The organism is Methylobacterium sp. 391_Methyba4, from assembly GCF_029691625.1.
In the GTDB taxonomy this organism is placed as follows: Bacteria; Pseudomonadota; Alphaproteobacteria; order Rhizobiales; family Beijerinckiaceae; genus Methylobacterium; species Methylobacterium fujisawaense.
This window is the reverse complement of record NZ_CP121475.1, coordinates 2,265,250-2,279,698: the sequence shown is the minus strand read 5'-3', so window position 1 is coordinate 2,279,698 and position 14,449 is coordinate 2,265,250. Positions and strand designations below refer to the sequence as shown.

General features: G+C 64.2%; 13 protein-coding genes. 6 read left to right on the top strand and 7 right to left on the bottom strand.

Features of this window, described 5'->3' with window-relative positions; genetic code table 11:
* Positions 1-489 precede the first annotated feature (489 nt).
* Genes P9K36_RS10595 through P9K36_RS10585 form a run of 3 tightly spaced genes read left to right on the top strand, consistent with a single transcriptional unit; the run spans position 490 to position 3,390 of the window.
* Positions 490-1,800, top strand: a complete 1,311-nt coding sequence (locus P9K36_RS10595; RefSeq protein WP_278307059.1) for a nucleotide disphospho-sugar-binding domain-containing protein — start codon at positions 490-492, stop codon at positions 1,798-1,800.
* Positions 1,801-1,831: 31 nt separating this feature from the next.
* The gene (locus P9K36_RS10590) at positions 1,832-2,077 is read left to right on the top strand and encodes a ferredoxin (RefSeq protein WP_278307058.1); all 246 of its coding nucleotides are present in this window, start codon (positions 1,832-1,834) and stop codon (positions 2,075-2,077) included.
* A complete protein-coding gene (locus P9K36_RS10585; protein ID WP_278307057.1) occupies positions 2,074-3,390 on the top strand; it encodes an FAD-dependent oxidoreductase in 1,317 nt (438 codons plus the stop codon). The genes P9K36_RS10590 and P9K36_RS10585 overlap by 4 nt, the downstream gene beginning before the upstream one ends.
* A 295-nt stretch (positions 3,391-3,685) precedes the next feature.
* On the opposite strand, the gene P9K36_RS10580 is transcribed toward P9K36_RS10585, so the two are convergent.
* The 4 genes from P9K36_RS10580 to P9K36_RS10565 all read right to left on the bottom strand — a co-directional run bounded on the left by P9K36_RS10580 (position 3,686) and on the right by P9K36_RS10565 (position 7,070).
* A complete protein-coding gene (locus P9K36_RS10580) occupies positions 3,686-3,976 on the bottom strand; it encodes a hypothetical protein (RefSeq protein ID WP_278307056.1) in 291 nt (96 codons plus the stop codon).
* A 37-nt stretch (positions 3,977-4,013) separates the two neighbouring features.
* Positions 4,014-5,222 carry a transposase gene (locus P9K36_RS10575; RefSeq protein WP_278307055.1) on the bottom strand — a complete coding sequence of 403 codons (1,209 nt, stop codon included), beginning with the start codon at positions 5,220-5,222 and terminating at the stop codon, positions 4,014-4,016.
* 198 nt (positions 5,223-5,420) lie between these two features.
* Positions 5,421-6,620 carry a DUF3095 family protein gene (locus P9K36_RS10570; RefSeq protein WP_278307054.1) on the bottom strand — a complete coding sequence of 400 codons (1,200 nt, stop codon included), beginning with the start codon at positions 6,618-6,620 and terminating at the stop codon, positions 5,421-5,423.
* A gap of 180 nt (positions 6,621-6,800) precedes the next feature.
* Positions 6,801-7,070: a hypothetical protein gene (locus P9K36_RS10565; RefSeq protein WP_278307053.1), complete on the bottom strand. Its 270-nt coding sequence runs from the start codon at positions 7,068-7,070 to the stop codon at positions 6,801-6,803.
* A 262-nt stretch (positions 7,071-7,332) separates the two neighbouring features.
* Here P9K36_RS10565 and P9K36_RS10560 point away from each other — a divergent pair, with 262 nt between their 5' ends.
* Both P9K36_RS10560 and P9K36_RS10555 read left to right on the top strand, forming a co-directional pair.
* Positions 7,333-9,069, top strand: a complete 1,737-nt coding sequence (locus P9K36_RS10560) for a patatin-like phospholipase family protein (protein ID WP_278307052.1) — start codon at positions 7,333-7,335, stop codon at positions 9,067-9,069.
* 416 nt (positions 9,070-9,485) lie between these two features.
* A complete protein-coding gene (locus P9K36_RS10555) occupies positions 9,486-10,727 on the top strand; it encodes a cytochrome P450 (RefSeq protein WP_278307051.1) in 1,242 nt (413 codons plus the stop codon).
* Between the two features lie 601 nt (positions 10,728-11,328).
* Here P9K36_RS10555 and P9K36_RS10550 read toward each other — a convergent pair.
* Both P9K36_RS10550 and P9K36_RS10545 read right to left on the bottom strand, forming a co-directional pair.
* The gene (locus tag P9K36_RS10550) at positions 11,329-12,234 is read right to left on the bottom strand and encodes a LysR family transcriptional regulator (RefSeq protein WP_278307050.1); all 906 of its coding nucleotides are present in this window, start codon (positions 12,232-12,234) and stop codon (positions 11,329-11,331) included.
* A gap of 84 nt (positions 12,235-12,318) precedes the next feature.
* Entirely contained in the window at positions 12,319-13,299 is a 981-nt protein-coding gene (locus P9K36_RS10545; protein WP_278307049.1) for an alpha/beta hydrolase, read from the bottom strand.
* A gap of 215 nt (positions 13,300-13,514) precedes the next feature.
* On the opposite strand from P9K36_RS10545, the gene P9K36_RS10540 reads away from it, so the two are divergent.
* Entirely contained in the window at positions 13,515-13,670 is a 156-nt protein-coding gene (locus tag P9K36_RS10540) for a hypothetical protein (protein WP_278307048.1), read from the top strand.
* Positions 13,671-13,988: 318 nt separating this feature from the next.
* Here P9K36_RS10540 and P9K36_RS10535 read toward each other — a convergent pair whose 3' ends face one another.
* On the bottom strand, positions 13,989-14,375 hold the full coding sequence (locus P9K36_RS10535; protein ID WP_278307047.1) for a nuclear transport factor 2 family protein: 387 nt from the start codon (positions 14,373-14,375) through the stop codon (positions 13,989-13,991).
* Between the last annotated feature and the right edge of the window lie 74 nt (positions 14,376-14,449).

The window sequence follows — 14,449 nt, the reverse complement described above, 5'->3', positions numbered from 1 at the left end:
GTGCCCCGCGGCCAGGATGTCCTGTGACGCGTTCGCGTCGCGGTCGACGAATCGATCCGAGAAGATTGCTCAGCGGCAGCCGCACGGCATCGTGCGGTCGGATGCCGGACGTTGCCGTTGGCTGTCGCTGCCCGGCCCCGCCGGGACTGCCCGCACAATGCACGCTGGTTATGAATTTGATCCCCGACACATTCGCGACGTTGCAGTATTGCGCTGCGCTCAACCCCCGGGCCTCTTGCAAGTCGTGAAGGGCCGCCATTCGGAAAGCCTCCGCGTGCAGCGTCGCACGTTGCGAGCATTAGTTTTGACTTTGCAATAACTGATTGAACGGCATTGAGGAATTCGTAAAGGTCTTGTAATATTTCGTCGTCGGCTTTCTGTTCTATAAAAACGGCACTTGCGAGCTAGTATTGTTTTCAAATCTAGGCGGCGACATGATTGAGCATGAGCGGAAGTCGGGATGTCGCAACCGGCGCTGTGGAGATTGAGATGAAGGTCCTGATCGCGGCCACACCCCTCACAGGGCACGTCAACCCGCTGCTAGCCCTCGGCCGCCTGCTCTCCGCGCGCGGCGATGCAGTACTGGTAACCACGGCCGAGGAGTTCCGAGCGCGGGTCGAGAAGGCAGGCTTGGGATTTGTGCCGTATGAGGACTGCCACTCTGCGGAGTACCGCGAGACCGATCTTCCCGCCGGTCCCGCGCGCTACCGGCACGAATTCGAACGACGCTTCATCGACCCGATGCCGGCGCAAACCGAAATTTTGCGGTCGCTGATCGAGGTCGAGGCGCCTGACGTAATCGTGGCAGGGAGCATGTTCCTCGGCGTCCTACCTCTGCTCCTCGCCGACGGTGCGCGGCCGCCGATTGTCACCGCGAACGTCAGTTTCCTGTTCCTCGACCGGCCCGATCACGCGCCGGTAGGTCTCGGCCTTCCGCCGGCTAAGGACGCCGCCGAGCGAAGTCGCTATGCTGCGATGAAGGCGACCATGGATGCCGAGTTCGTCAACCCCGTGCGCGCTTATGCGGATAGCCACCTCGCGCAAATGGGTTTGCCACCTCTGCCCGCCTCGCTTCCGCATTCCATCGTCGTGCTGCCCGACCTGTTCCTCCAACCCACTGTTCCGGCCTTCGAGTACGATTACGGTCCGCTGCCCCCGGGTCTGCGCTTCATCGGTCTCCTGCCACCTCCGCACGCGGAGGTGGCGCTGCCGGAATGGTGGCATGAGCTTGAGGGTGGCAAGCCGATCGTCCTCGTCACGCAGGGCACGCTGGCCAACACCGATTTCGGCGAGTTGGTCGAGCCCACCCTCGCCGCCCTAGCCGACAGGGACGATCTCCTCGTCGTCGCGACGACGGGCGGTCGGCCGGTGGAAGCCCTGCGCGGATCGCTGCCGGCCAATGCTCGCGTGGCGCAATTTCTACCCTTCGACCGACTTCTGCCGAAGGTAAGCCTGCTCGTCACCAACGGCGGCTACGGCAGTGTCTCGCAGGCCCTGGCTGTGGCCGTACCGATCGTCTCGGCCGGCACGACCGAGGATAAGGCCGAGGTGAACGCGAGGATCGACTGGTCAGGCGTCGGCATCAACCTCGCGACAAATGCCCCGCGAGTCGAGGATCTGCGCGAGGCGATCACGAAGGTGCTCGCCGAACCTCGCTTTCGCGAGCGCGCGAACGCCATGGCACAGTCCTTCGCCGCGCGGGACGCGGTGACCGGGTTCCTATCGGCTATCGACGAACTCGCGTGCTCCGGAATGGTGCGAGGCGGCAAGCCTGTTACAGTCCAGTCGCAGTCGGCTTGACGTGGTTTGCGGCAATGGAAGGGCCATCGGAGTGATTGACGCGACCTCGTCCGAGCGGGCGGCGCTACGCGTCGTCGTCGATCTCAACCGCTGCCAGGGCTACGCCCAATGCTGCTACGCGGCCCCCGACACATTCATTCTGCGCGGGCGCGAGATCCTATTCTACGATCCCGCACCGCCGGCCGCGCGACGCGGCGAGATCGAGCGGGCCGTGCAGGCCTGCCCGGTCCGCGCCATCAGCCTCCAGGCCGGCGCGGACGACGGGGACACGCCATGAACTCGGAATCCGCTGGCATCGTCGTGGTCGGGGCATCGCTCGCGGGCCTGCGCGGGGCGGAGGCATTGCGCCGCGGCGGTTATGACGGGCCGCTCACCCTCGTCGGCGCCGAGCCCCATCGGCCGTACGACCGGCCGCCCCTGTCGAAACACGTGCTCGCCGGTGAGTTGGAGGCGGGCGCTACACGCCTTCCGGAATTCGCGACCTCGGACGCCCCGTTGTGCGCCCGTTGGCGGCTCGGGAGTCCGGCGGTGGCCCTCAATCGAGCGAACCGCAAGATCCAGCTAGCGGATGGTTCGGTGCTGGGCTACGAGAAACTCCTGATCGCCACCGGGGCCGAGGCCCGAGGCTGGCCGGCCGAGACCGGTGGCAGTCTCTCCGGCATCTATACCCTGCGCGGCCGCGACGACGCAGAGGCCTTGCGGGCGGACCTCGCGGCTGGCCCGCGCCGCGTGCTCATCGTCGGCGGTGGTCTGATCGGTTGCGAGACGGCGTCCTGCCTTCGCGATCTCGGCATTCCCGTGATTTTGGTCGATCCTAATCCGACGCCGCTGGCCCGCTCTCTCGGCTCGTTGGTCGGTGGCGTAATCGCCGATTGTATGCACGACGCCGGCGTCGAGTTTCGCCCTGGTACGCAGGTTCGGGCCTTCGAGGGTGACGACGCGGGACGCGTGGCCCGCGCCCGGCTGGCGGACGGCAGTACGATCGAGGCCGATCTCGTCATCCCGGCCCTCGGTGCGACCCGAGCGACTGGTTGGCTCCGTGGCGCTGGCCTGATGGCGGATCCGGCAGGCCTCACCTGCGATGAGGCCTGCCGCGCCCGCGACGTCGATGGGACGCCCTGCTCGGACATCTACGCTGCGGGTGACGTGGCGCGCTGGCCGATCCGGCTCTACGGTGGTCGCCTGATCTCGGTGGAGCACTGGGGCAACGCCGTCGAGCAGGCGGCCCATGCCGCCCGCAACATGCTGGCTAGCTCTGAAGACCAGCAGCCCTACGACCATCTGCCGGCCTTCTGGTCGAGCCAGTTCGGGATCAACATCAAGGCCGTCGGCCTGACCGAGGGAGCCGACGCAATTGCGGTGGTCCAGGGCTCGCGCAAATCCCGGCGGTTCCTCGCTGTCTACGGACAAGCCGGGCGCAGCATCGCAGCGGTGTCGTTCGACGAGGCGCGATGGCTGCCGGCCTATGCCGCGACAATCGCAGCCGAAAGTACCTTTCCGCCGATCGCGGATGCCAATGATCAGCCCCAGATCGAGAAGGCCGCGCCAGGCTTCCCGCAGCCGCGCTCCTCGCCCCGGCAGGCGCTGTGACCGTACCGGAGCCACCTCCGGGCTTGCGCCACCCCTTCGTGATCCAGGGCAGATCCGGCAACGGTACCTCGCCACGGTCCTCTACATTCTTCGGTTCTTCGTCATTTGGGGTTGATCACCCCATCTGACGTCTCGTCTCCAGCGCTGCCTGCGGGCGGCGAGGAGGGTTCCGGGACGACGCACGGCCCCGTGACCCACGTTGGCGTCCCCGGGGGCACGGCCTCCCCCGTCGCGGCCAGAGCCGCAAGCCCGCGCGCGAGCATCACGCGCGCGGCGTTCACGTCGCGATGCACGCTCACGCCGCACGCACACGCGTGCCAGCGGAACCGCGCCGGCACCGAGCGAGCGCTCGGCGCGAAACGCGGATCTCGCGCTCCCGTCGTGAGGCCGGACGAAGATTCTCAATCCGCTCACCGGTGGAGAGCGTGAGCAACGCCTCGACTCCGAGGTCGCCGCCGACGGCGGAGCCGGGCTGCGCGTGTGCGGGCGCGGCGACGCTCGTGCTGTCAAAGGTCAACGCCACGAACCAGCCGCAGCCGACCTTGGTGAAGGTCGCGCCGAGAAGGCGTGCATCCTCCGTTGACATCCTCCCCGCCCTGAAGGGCGGGGATTCCTACCGCGGGTCAGGCCGCGAGGCCCAGCCTCGCCTCGGCGGGTTCCTGGGCCGACGCCCCGACGGGCGAAGTGTGTCCACAGGCTAGCCGGGCGTGTCCCGCCCTTGCGATGTTGATAGCAGCGACGTCGTCGGCGTTGGCCTCGTGCCCGCACGCGACGCAGCGGAATGCGGCCTGGCTCGGCCGGTTCGCAGCGTCGACGTGGTCGCATTCTGGGCAGCGCCGGCTGGTGTTGACCGCCGGCACCTCCAGGAGCCAGCCGCCGCGCCAGCCCTGCTTGTACCCGAGCTGGCGGCGGAACTCGCCCCAGCCCTGATCGAGGATGGCCTTATTGAGCCCCGCCTTCTGCCTGACGTTCGTTCCCGGCTTCTCGACCGTCCCGGCCGCGCTCGCTGTCATGTTGCCGACCCTCAGGTCCTCGACGCAGACCACCGCGTGGTTCTTGCTGATGGTCGTCGAGGCCTTGTGCAGGAAGTCGGAACGGATGCGGGCGATGCGCGCCTGGATGCGCTGTACCTTTGCCTTCGCTTTCCTCCAGTTTGCGCTGAACTTCGTCTTGCGGCTCATCGCCCGCTGCGCCTTGGCCAGCGCGGCCTCGGCGTTGCGGAAAGCGTGGACCGGCTCGATTACGGTCCCGTCCGACAGGGTTGCGAAGCGTGCCACCCCGACGTCGATCCCGACGAGGTTCGTCGAGGGATGGACCGGCGGTTCGACTTCGCGCTTGGTGTGGATCGAGACGAACCATTTCCCGGCCTGCAGGGAGACGGTAACCTGCCTGATCTCGCCCTTGATGAAGCGGGAGGCGCGATAGCGTATCCAGCCGAGCTTGGGCATGAAAATCCGCCCGTTCGGCTGGTCGAGCTTGACGCCCTGCGGATGGCGGAAGGCATCCTCCACGCCCTTCCTCTTGAAGCGCGGGAAGTCGGCCCGGCCCTCGAAGAAGTTGCGGTAGGCCCGGTCCAGATCCTTCAGCGCCTGCTGCATAACCTGGCTGTGCACCTCCCTGAGCCAAGCCGTGCTTGCCTCGGCTTTCCAGGCGGTGAGGTGCCTGCACAGGTCGGCGTAGGAGAGATGCTTCTCGCCGGCGGCGTGCCGGGCCTTCTGCAGGGCGAGCGCCTTGTTGAAGACGAACCGGCGTGAGCCGCAGGATCGGCGAGAGAGCCGTTCCTGCGCGCCGTCGGGCCTTAGTTCGAACCGGTATGCCTGGACGCGGAGCACGCGGCGACGCTAGAACAATGCGGGAACGCGTGCAAGGGTCGCATGGCGGCCACCGCCGCCGGCGCTCTGCATCCCCTCCCTGAAGGGAGGGGCCTTTCGCGCATCTACGGTAAAATCTCGCTTCTCGAAGGCCACTCCGGCGATCCGAACATCCTCGACGGACGATACCGCCTCGAACCAGCAGGTTCGAGACAAAATTCAATGGGGCCTCTGTTCCTTGAGTTTTGCCGCGGCGGCGGCGAAACCGCCGGTCGCGCCGTCGACGAAATGAACATGGTCGCTTCGAATGCGTGAAGGAACATAGCAGGTCAGATTGGCGCTTCCTTGACGATGAATTCCGAAACGACATGCTCCGGACTCACGAGCGATCGAAAGGCAGGTCTCGAGTGCGTCGGCGGTCGCGGAGGTACAGTCTACGGTCATCCGCAAGCCGTCGTCGAACTTGCGGAAATCCGTATTTTCCACAATTTGCCGTAAGTAGCGCCTCGGGCGGAACTCGCCAATCGGGACCCCGGCGCTCAATACCAATCGCGTGGTGGCTGCACGAATGACATCGGCGGCTCGCGCGAGAGCACCCCGATCGGCGTCTACGCCTGCTAGCGCGTCTTCGAGGCCGCCTCCTCTCCAAAAGGGAAGCGGTCCCGCATCGGGCAGCGGTCGCCCGCCGTCACCGGTTCCGGTGAGTAGCATGAGCAAATAGCTGACGACCCCCGCGAACGATAGATTGTCCTCCACGGGTACGACGATCACCGAAAGAATGACGTCATGCTTCGCCTTTACGGGCGCAAATCCGCAATAGAGACCGTCGAGGTTCGGCATCATCCCCCTCGCGGCACGAGCCATGTTGAACATGCCGGCCTTGGCTTGCGCCTCCGCCCACGTCAGCCCTCCCCCGGCGAACATGGCGTAGGCCACGTTGTGCGAAGCCGCAAAGCGCGCGACACGGACATCGGCTCCCGCCTCACGGATCGCCACGATGGGGACTTGCGCGATCCGCATCGTCAGGCCGAGCGAGTCTTCGACCCATGCTGCGGTGCGAGCGAGGACATCGCCGACAATCTCGGCATTCGTTCGGGAGATCGCGACGGTGGCGCCGTCTCCACCGAACGAGAACGGGAGCGCGACCGACGGCAAGGCATTCCGAACAGCAGCGATCACGGCCGCCCCGGCTGTGTTGACCGCCTTATACTTCCCGACGGAAATGGCTTGCGTCGACCCGACGACGTCAGCCAAGGCGACGATCCAATCCGACGGAAGAGGCTGATAGCGCTTGGGATTCACGACTTCACCGAAATCCCGGAAGGGCACGATCTCCGAATAGGGGCAGCAGCCATCCTGCGACCTGTCTGTCATCAAGGCTCCCTGATAACTCTCGAGCTGACGAAATTTCGAGGTCACGCGATCAGATTCCGATCCGTCGCCGTCACGGGTGTTCCGCACCGCGATAGTGCGCCACGACCGGCGGTTAGAAGCTATAGAAACGATAGATCTCGCTTATTGCGAACTTTGGTGGAGTCCTGAATTCAAGCGCCGTCAGCCGCCGTCCGAAAGGTCGGCTCACCGCGTCGCTGCGTGCGGTCATCCATCCCAGGCGCGCTCGACAGACGCGTTGCCCGTTTCGATCCATCCAAATTCGCACGAGCGTAGGTTGGTCAGGCGCGGATCACCGACCGCTTCGTGCGCGCGCCCGGGAACGGGCGACATCTCCATAGCGCGATCGGCCTTCAGGGCGCTTGGTACCGAGATGTCGCGCTCGGGGCGAAAGACAACTTCCGCCCAATTTCCATCATCGTTCTGCATCGTGTTGATGAGCGCGGGGAATTGTACCGCGTGCTCGCCGCGATCCATAGCTCGCTCGGCACGATCGTTTCGACCGACCATTGTCGAGCGCGGCGTTTGTGAACGGCTTGTCCCTGGCCGATCCGACCTCGGGCGTTTCACGACGGCGCCACTCAACGATCGGGGGCGAGCCGATATGCCGTGCGAGCGGCACCCTCGGGAATTTGCTTCCGATACGGAGGCCGCTTTGAACTGTGACAGCATCGCGGTTCCTCGATTAGAGTTTGCGGAGGGCCGGGCCCGGCCCACTTCCGAGCGAGTCGTCACGGGTGTGATCGCGAACGAAATTCCCTTTCTCGCCGGGCTCGATCCAGCCTCTAGCCGCGCGATCCACGAGCGCATGGCTTCGGTCGCGGTAGCCGGAGGGACGACGCTCTTCGAGGAGGGCGAGGAAGGCGACTCGCTCTACACGCTGATCGCGGGCGCCGTCGGGATCTCCACGCGAGATCCATCGAACGGGCTCGTGCAAAGGATAGCGCGCCTTCGCCCTCCCGAGACATTCGGCGAGATGGCGCTCCTGACGTCCGCACCCCGTTCGGCGACGGCAACGGCTCTCCGCGACACGCATCTCCTGCGTCTGGCGCGGTCGGCTTTCGAGGAGGTGATCGATCTCCATCCCAGGACGCTACGTTATTTCGCTCGCCTCCTCGCCGAGCGTCTTCGCAGGGCCAACAGCCACCGTCCGCTCGACGCGATGCCGGGCACCTACGCCGTCATAGCCGTCACGGAAGGGCCGTCCGCCGCCGCCTTCGGCCACGAATTGGCCCGAAGCCTGGACGCGGTGCTGCCAGGATCGACCGGATGCCTGACGGAGTGGCCGACGGGCGCGGACGAGACTTGGTTCCACGCCTTCGAAGCGGATCACGATCGTACGATCTATGTGGCACGTGAGATTGACTGTCCTTGGTGTCGGCTTTGCCTGCGTCATGCCGACCACGTGGTGCTCCTAGCCGATCCTGAAGTGCCGCCGCGACCGGGCGCCGCGGAGTATGTCGCACGCATCGGCTCCGATTGGGTTCGGATCGACCTGGCAATCCGTCAGGATCCAGCAGTGCGCCTCCCGCGATCGCTTCATCCCGCACTCGCCGCCCTTCCCGTTGCGTTGCGCATTCAGATCCGCGATGGCGCGTCGGGCGACTATCATCGCCTCGCACGGCTCATCAGCGGGACCGGTCGCGGAGTCGTGCTCGGCGGTGGTGGCGCGCGGGGGCTCGCCCACCTCGGTGTCTTGCGAGCACTGGAGGAGGCCGCCCTGCCCGTCGACTTCGTCGGTGGCACGAGCATGGGCGCCATCATCGCCGCCAGTGTCGCCATGGGATGGAGCTCGGCGCAGATCGACGCCCATACGGCGGACTTCTTCGGCCGCCGAAATCCCCTCAGCGACTACACGTTGCCCTACATCGCTCTGACGCGGGGAGCGCGCGTCGATGCCGGGCTCTCCGCTCAATTCGGGGGGGCAAAAATCGAGGATCTGTGGCTTCCGTTCTTCTGCGTCTCGTCGAATCTGACAACCGGTGACGCGTCGATCCATCGCCATGGATCCCTCACCGACGCGCTGCGCGCCAGTATCGCCATTCCAGGTCTCTTGCCACCTGTCTGTGCCACGGAAGGCGTTCTCGTGGACGGCGGGATGATGAACAACCTCCCCGCCGATGTGATGTCGACCATGCAGAGGGGGCCGGTACTCGCCGTGGACGTCGGCAGCGATTTGGCCTTTCAGGCCACGCGAGCTCAAACCTGGCATGGTCGCTTGATGCGGCGGCTGCTGCGCACGCCGGACGATATGCCGTCCATAGCCCCGGTGCTGTTACGCGCCGCCACGGTGTCGAGCGACGCGCAAACCACGATCGCAGTGAGCCGGGCCACGGTGGTGCTGAAGCCCACTCTCGCCGGGGTCGATCTTCGCGCGTGGTCGAGCTTCGAGGCGACATCGCGTCTCGGCTACCTATGCGCACAGGAAGCCATAGGCGAGGATCGTATGCGCTCGTGGATAAACCCGGTGTCATGAGACATGCCGCGTTCAGGACGACATATCGGAACGGTTCTATTGCGCAGCTTAGCCAAGTCTCCGCCAAAACGGCCGCTCGCCTCTAGGCGGGGAACGAACGTGTGCTCGACCGGTCGCATCCCGCTCGAGTGCCTGCATAGGATTTCGAAACGCCACCAGCACGACGGGCGAGGATCTCGCCGGGCGAGTCGCGTCCACCCGGGTTTCCTTCTAATTCTGGCGAACCGCCCCGGCGACGGTCGCGATCTCGTCGTCGGACCATCCGGCGCGGCGCGAGTCGGTGCACTCTCTGCCGAGTCCATCGTCCGCGGTTCGCCTCTTCCGACGCCCGAGTACGTCCTGCCGGCGCGCCCGCAAAACCCCGTGCCGTGCAGCACCGGAGCGCAGGCGTAGCGGCTCAACCGACGAGGCAAGCTATGACAGAGGATACGCTATTCGAGGAAATTCTGGATCCGGCGAACCGTGCCGATCCCTACCCGCTCTATGAACGGGCGCGGCAGCGGCCAGTCGCGAGACAACGCGACGGCAGATATGTGGTAAGCACACACGCCGAGATCCGAAAACTGATTTTCGATCCTCGCCTCAGCTCCGAAGATCTTCCTCCGGTGCATCGACCGCGAACCGGAAGCCTGTTCAGGGATCTAGTCATCAATCCCATCAAGGATCACATCACGAACGGGCACCGTCCGCTCATTTTCAGAGATCCGCCCGATCACGACGTCCTGCGCGGCTTCGTCATGGAGCAGTTCAGCGTACCGCGGGTACGGGCCGTGCACCGTCGGGTCGAAAAGCTGGTCAACAGGTTGATCGACGCTTGTCACGGGCGATCCAGCGTCTGTCTCGTCGACGATCTGTCCTATCCTCTTCCGGTCGCGGTGATCTGTGATCTGCTCGGGGTCCCCGAGTCGGACGAGCCGATTTTCCAGAGATGGGCGACGCAGCTCTCGTCCGCCCTTGAGCCCGATGCTCGTCGGGACGATGCCACTCGCCGCGCGAACATCGAAAACTTCGAGGCCATTTCCTCGTATATGCAAGATCTGATTCGCGAGAAGCGACGTCGCCCTCAAGACGATATGCTCAGCGGCTTAGCCGCATCAGATCGGACGGGTAGACGCCGGATGAGTGACTTCGACCTGATTTCGACGGCGGCACTGTTGCTCGTCGCAGGGCACGAGACGACGGTAAACCTGATCACCAACGGGATGCTCACGTTGCTCCGCCATCCGGAGGAATTAGCGCGTCTCAAGCAAGATCCCGAGCGTGCGCCGCGTTTGATTGAGGAGTTGCTTCGCTTCGAACCGCCTGTGCATTTCCGGACCCGGCGAGCGTTGGGCGATATCGAAACAGGCGGCGAAACCATCCCGAAGGGCGCCCCCGTCGTTCTGCTTTTCGCTGCGGCAAATCGAGATCCCGCTCGCTTCGACGAGCCGCAAAGGTTCGACCCGGATCGCGACGACAACCAGCATTTCGGTTTCGGCGGTGGCCTTCACTACTGCATCGGCGCCCCCTTGGCTCGTATCGAAGTCGAAATTGCGCTCGTAACGCTATGCCGCCGTTTGGTGAAACCACGACTGGCCTATGATCCCCCGCCTTACCGACCCGGAGCCGCCTTGCGGGGACCTGGGAAGCTCGGCATCAGCATAGAGGCAATCGTCTGAGAAACCCGGAGCGACGCTTCTCGCTCCTTCCCGGTCGCATCGTCGGGTCCGTGACGGTGCCGGATGACATGCCGGCGAGGCATTGAGACGAGACAACATCGGCGCTGCAGGGGGACTGAAACTGCCATAGTCTCCCGCGTCGTTACCAGGTGTCGAAGACATCGCGCCCCCGAACATCCCGGAGAATCAAGATGCCGTACATTTGTGTGAACTGCCGTTCCGGCCCACTAAACTCCGAGCGTAAGGGCATAACTGCGTCACGCTCCGTGGAAACAGTGATGGGACAGGGACTTGAAGCACTTGCGGATATCGGTGACGCGGCAGTCCCGGTACTTTTCAACATCGCGTAACGGGAAGCAGCCTTTCCGCGGAATTTGAAATGATGGGCTCTCCTGCCGTATCAGGAGGCTAATCGTGGAGTGTTTCGCTGGATCGTTGCGCGGGTTGGCGGCCATCCAGAATCGACTGCGAGTCGTCCGTTGGATTCTCCGTCAGAGCATTTTCCGCCGAGTTGGATCCCGGATTTTCGAAAAAAAATCTGCGCCCTACCAAGTCGTAGAGAGGACGAAACGCTTGTCTTCCGACGCAAGTCTGCTGAAACTCAAAGCCCGGCCGCGCTCAGATGGTCCCGAAGACGCGGGACGACGAAGTCGACGAAAGCGCGCAACTTGAGTGGCAGGCGGTTCTGCTTGTCGTAGATCAGATGCACCGGTCGGGGGGTGGGCTCGTGGGCTTCGAGCAGGAGTTCCAGTCGGCCTCCACGCACATGGTCGACGACTTGGTAGGACAAAGTCCTGATTACCCCTGCGCCAGCTACGCCCGCGGCGATGGCCGCGTCGATGGTGCTGACGCTCAAGCGCGATTTAAGAGGCACGGGGACTTCGGTCCCGTTCGACGAGTAGCGCCAGATGGTAGGGGACGACACGCTCTGGAATGAGATTACATCGTGGTCTACGAGATCCTGTGGAACCGCCGGAACCTCGCGTCGGAGGAGGTAGGCCGGGCTTGCGCATGTCACCCGACGGACGGTGCCGAGGCGTGCCGCGATTAGGCTACTGTCAGGCAAGTCGCCTATGCGCAACGCGACGTCGATCTGGTCGTCAAAGAAATGGGTCACACGGTCGGTCAGCATCAGCTCAATGGATACGTCGGGGAACGCCGCTAGAAAGCTGATGACAACCGGAAGGACATGCAGCCGACCGAACATGGTCGGGGCGGTGACGACCAGATCGCCCTTAGGCTCAGCGTACTCGCCAGCAGCGGCGCGCTCCGCTTCATTCAGCTGTTCCAGGATAATCTTAGTTGCGGCGATGTAGGTTCGGCCAGCGGGTGTCAGCTCCAGCCCTTTGGGCGAGCGGATCAAGAGATCCGCCTTGAGGTGGCTTTCGAGCTCGGACACCTTGCGGCTCACGGTAGCGAGCGGCTGGCCGAGCTTTCGACTTGCCTTGGAGAGGCTGCCACACTCCACTGCCGTGAGCATCACCTGCATCGCGTCCAGACGATCCATGATTCGGTCAAGTCCTACGATCCTGCCTGCCGCTCCGAACGACACTCCAGCGAAAGACAGAAGGGTCAAAGTAGCGTTTCAAGCTCATTGGTTCTGGCCTTGCCGCTTAGTCGATGCGTCTGACGGCAGGTGCTTGGCCATGAAGATCAGGATCAAGTTCGCAATTTCATCCGCCTTCTCATCGAGAGCGAAATGGCCGGCGTTCAGCAGGTGGATCTCAGCGGACGGCATGTCGGCGCGGAACGCCGTCGCGCCCGCCGCAATGAAGGATGGATCGTTCGCCCCCCAAGCCACTAGGGTCGGTGGCTGGTTCTGCCGAAGCCAAGCCTGCCAAGTCGCGTACGCGGCGACGTTGGTCCTATAGTCGTAAAGCAACGCCGCCTGGATATCACGCTGGCCGGGCTTCGACAGATGCGCGATTTCGTCGGTCCAAGTGTCCGGATTGTAGCGCTCGAGATGTGTGGTCCCCGCAGTATGGCGCTGCTCGGTCGCCGCCGGCGACAAGAAGGCATCGATCACCTCAGGGTGTGCGGCCGGATCAGTCCAATACTGAGCGATCTTGCTCCATTTTGCGCCTAGGCCGGCGTGGTAGACGTTGCCGTTCTGGGTGATCAGCACCTGCAGGCGCTCGGGGTGGGCCAGGATCAGCCGCATCCCGACCGGCGCCCCGTAATCGTGGATGTAGAGGCTGTAACGCTCGAGCTTCAGCGCTTCGAGGACATGGTCGACGGTCTGAGCCAGGTGGTCGAAGGTGTAGGTGTAGACTGAGGTTGGCAGCGCGTCGCTCTGACCGAAGCCCGGGAAATCCGGCGCGATCAGATGATACTGCGTCGCTAGTAGTGGGATCAATGTGTCGAACTCCCGCGAGGACGACGGAAAGCCGTGCAGCAGAACGATGGTCGGGGCATCTTTCGGGCCCGCTTCTCGGTAGAAGATTTCGATCCCGTCAACCTGCATCTTATGGAAGGTCGTCGTGGCCGTGGTAGACAGGATAGGTGCGGCGCAGGCCATGACAGGCATAACGAGCGCGAGCGCGGCGCCGAGTAAGCTTTGGATCATCGTCATCGTCCCTCAGATGCCAACCGCGGTCGAACCCGAATGGTCATCGGGGTGGCGGCCCAGTGGCCGAATCGTGCGTTCGACCTCGGCGAACGGGGAACGTCGGAAACGCTCCACGCGTAGCCTTCGTTTACGAGGCGTCGGCCTCACTGCCGACCCTTCAATTGGTCGAAGCCTCCTGGTTTCACCTCCATCGGCGCGAAGGTCGGTTTCGGTATCCCATGACGCTCCGGGGCGAACAAGAAGGCGACGGCGTCGGCGATATCATCCGGCTACCCACAACGGGCGATGCCGACCTCCGCCGCGAACGGATCGACCACCGCGTCGATCGCGAGACCGTGCATTCCGGCCTGGAGCCGTGCCCGATCGCGTTGTAATCGATTACGGCTCTAAGTCTTCGTTCTGACGCGCTCTTTTCCGCCGAACCGGTATCCGTTGCGGCGGAGAGCGCTCTAGCGAGCGCCAGGACCGCGGCAGATCGTACCGACGGCAGCAACAGATGCCTCGGGTGTACAGGCGGACGTATCCGACGTGATCGCGACGGAAACGCTAAACCTTCAGCGCGTCCCATGCCGCAATGGTAAGCCGCCGGGCGGGGCGGAATGCACGTGCGCGACCATCCTCCTACTTTGCATCCGTCGGCGCAAAGGGTTCGAGCTGCGGGACGGCACCAGCGATGCAGGCGAAGCGGCTCGTCAGATGCGGGCCTCGGCGATGGCCAGCGTGTCGATGTACTGACGGAAGCGGATGATCCTCCCATCCTCCACCGTCCAGATATGGGCGTAACGCGCATCGGAGGTCTTGCCTGTCCAAGCATGAACGCCTGTGAAATCGCCGAGCGACACCACGGTCTCGCCCTCCGTGATGAACTCGGTGGGCACAAGCGAGAAGCTGGTCCACTCGGCCATCAGTGGCTTGAACAGACCCTCGGCTACGGGGCCGGGGCCGCGCCCCTCCACCTTATAGTGCCACATGGTGATCCACTCGATATCGGACGCCATCAGGCTCAGGGCGCTGGGAGCGTCGCCGGCTGCGAGCTTGGCGTAGAAATCGCGGACAACATCCGTAGGGGCGGCAGGCATGGTCAGTCTCCGGCAGGGAAGGCCAACGCTCGGCGGCTTGGCCGTTTAGGCCCCCAAGCGGCGCGAGGGTCGCT